Genomic DNA, 2,355 nt, shown 5'->3' on the forward strand with positions numbered 1-2,355 from the left:
GTGAGCGTCTAGCGAACTACACCTATGTTTTAAAATTCCAGGGTAACAAGCTGTCGATATCGGGCTCAGGCTGGCACAGTTCATCAAGGCAAGCACAGATGTAATTAAATGGGATTAGACCATTTATCTTGGCGGTTTCCACAATGCTGTAAAGGGTGGCACTAGCATGGGCACCGTTAGCCGTTTGGCTAAATAACCAATTCTTTCGGCCTATCACAAACGGTTTTACCGCGCGTTCTGCTCTATTATTATCGATGCTAAGTCGGCCATCATCAACATAGCGTATGAGCTTGTGCCATTGATTTGCCAGGTAATTAGCTGCCTCTATCAGTTTGCTGTTCCCCACTAAATTTGGCTGATCCTGCTCAAGCCATATTTTTAGCTTGCTAAGAATAGGCAGGCTAACCTCTTGTCTTGCCGTATATTTGTCATCCACACTTTTATCTTTGATGCGTGACTCAACGCCGTACAGTTTTTGGATAAGGCTCAATACCACATCCACTTTGCCGGTTTTGTTTTTACCTTGTAGCTTTTTCGCGTCGATAAATTTACGACGAGCATGCGCCCAGCAGCCGATTAAGGTTGCCTCTGTTCTGGCATAGGCTTGATAGCCATCCACGTGCAAGTACCCTTGATATCCATCAAGATAATTGACCACGCAGGCGGCCGCGCGACTATTGTGGAAGTCGTAAAGTACGATATTAGGGATAGGATTATTCGGGTCTGGTGAATCTCGACCCGAGCAATACACCCACATGTAACTGTTTACTTTGTCCGATTTCACCACCTTTAATGGCGTTTCATCGGCAAACAGCGTGGGTTGCCTTAACAGCTCGGCTTTAAGCCGTTCAACTAATGGCGCGAAGAGTGTGGCTGATTTGTCTATCCAGCTGCTCATGGTCTGTCGACTGAGTTCAATACCGTATTGCTTAAACATCGCTTCCTGGCGATACAGCGGTAACCCGTATTGGTATTTACTGGTGATAAGCTGACTGAGCAAACTGCTGGTTGCAATGCCTTTGTTGATGGGCATGGCAGGCATTGAGGCTTGTTTAATCTGTGTCTGAGTTGAGGATTTATCACAGTGACGGCAGGCGTATTTAGGCCTAATATGCTCAATCACTTTGATTTTAGCGGGTATGAACTCAAGCTTTTCTGACTTATCTTCACCCATTCTATGTAGCTCACCGCCACAGCAATCACAGGTTTTGTCGATGATGTCGTGAATAACTTGCTCACGAGGTAAGTCTTTTGGCAGTGGCTTACGCACCGGCTTTTTACGGGTATAGCTAATGGATTGTTGCTCTGCCTCAACTTCCTCAACAATTTCTTCCACTTCATTGAATAACTCGCCTTGCCCGGCAAAGCCTTCAGCACTTTTGCCGAATTGTTTTTGTTGGGCCAAGCTCCAGCGCTCTTCCAATGCCGCAATCTGGGCATCCTTCTGCGCTAACAGTTTTTCAAGTTCAGCAATGCGCTGTTTAAGGGCGAGTTCATTTTTCATGACGCCTATTTTAAGGCATCATCAAAGGCTTTGCAGTGCTAACTGAACTCACTTTGATGATCATCAATCGATCGCAAATATTAAAGCATTTGCTTACCTGCGACATCAATTTTACTGTGTCCAATCACATCATAACCCGATAATAACCAGTGTAATTGCTGCTCGCTTAAGGTCATGGTGGGTGACATGAGTTTGGGCCATTTGAACTTATGCTTATCTAATCGCTTATACCACAGTGCAAAACCGGTGTTATCCCAGTAAAGCAGTTTGAGTTTGTCACGGCCTTTATTACAAAACACAAATAGCGCACCACTGAGCACGGGTAGTTCAAGCTCTGCTTCCACCAACGCCGCCAGACCATTAATTGATTTTCGAAAATCAACGGCATCGGCACATAAATAGACGGTGGGTACATCAACGAACATCCTCATACCGTTAGCCCTTTAATAATGGCAACGATATCGGCCGTCGCTAAATCGATAGGAAACGTGAGTTGGCCGGTTAGCGTATCAAACTGCAGCGTATTTTGACGAGTTTGCGCGCAGACTTCAGTAGTTTGTTTTACCTGGACAAAACGTGATGATGTAAGGCACTGCGTGTGCACTGGCAAGGTGGAATTAGGCTGGTCTTTTGCCAGTAAAGCACGTTGTTTATAATAAGTCGTAATAGCGACATTATGGTGTTGGCAGAATTCAATATTAGTACCACTAAACGTACTGCGTTTCAGCAAAAGCTGCTGCCACTGTGCGCTTGTTCTGTAAGTTTTCATCACCTGCTCCGAATTTATCATTGAGCAGGTATTTTTAGATAATCAGAACATCGATGCTAGGTGTGGTTCGCTAGACGCTTAC

At 45.1% G+C, this 2,355-nt stretch carries 3 protein-coding genes; all 3 read right to left on the reverse strand.

Annotated elements, in window-relative coordinates; genetic code table 11:
* Positions 1-22: 22 nt before the first annotated feature.
* The 3 genes from P20439_RS12570 to P20439_RS12580 all read right to left on the reverse strand — a co-directional run bounded on the left by P20439_RS12570 (position 23) and on the right by P20439_RS12580 (position 2,273).
* Positions 23-1,504, reverse strand: coding sequence for an IS66 family transposase (locus P20439_RS12570; RefSeq protein ID WP_008467384.1), 1,482 nt, complete (start codon positions 1,502-1,504; stop codon positions 23-25).
* Positions 1,505-1,584: 80 nt separating this feature from the next.
* Positions 1,585-1,935: an IS66 family insertion sequence element accessory protein TnpB gene (gene tnpB, locus P20439_RS12575; RefSeq protein ID WP_010554756.1), complete on the reverse strand. Its 351-nt coding sequence runs from the start codon at positions 1,933-1,935 to the stop codon at positions 1,585-1,587.
* On the reverse strand, positions 1,932-2,273 hold the full coding sequence (locus tag P20439_RS12580; RefSeq protein ID WP_008467385.1) for a hypothetical protein: 342 nt from the start codon (positions 2,271-2,273) through the stop codon (positions 1,932-1,934). The genes tnpB and P20439_RS12580 overlap by 4 nt, the downstream gene beginning before the upstream one ends.
* Positions 2,274-2,355 lie beyond the last annotated feature (82 nt).

The sequence above is a fragment of the Pseudoalteromonas sp. BSi20439 genome (genome assembly GCF_000241165.1).
Taxonomy (GTDB): domain Bacteria; phylum Pseudomonadota; class Gammaproteobacteria; order Enterobacterales; family Alteromonadaceae; genus Pseudoalteromonas.

Excerpts from the sequence above, each read along its gene's own strand:
- P20439_RS12570 (WP_008467384.1), bottom strand. The coding sequence starts at position 1,504 with ATGAAAAATGAACTCGCCCTTAAACAGCGCATTGCTGAACTTGAAAAA.
- tnpB (WP_010554756.1), bottom strand. The coding sequence starts at position 1,935 with ATGAGGATGTTCGTTGATGTACCCACCGTCTATTTATGTGCCGATGCC.
- P20439_RS12580 (WP_008467385.1), bottom strand. The coding sequence starts at position 2,273 with ATGAAAACTTACAGAACAAGCGCACAGTGGCAGCAGCTTTTGCTGAAA.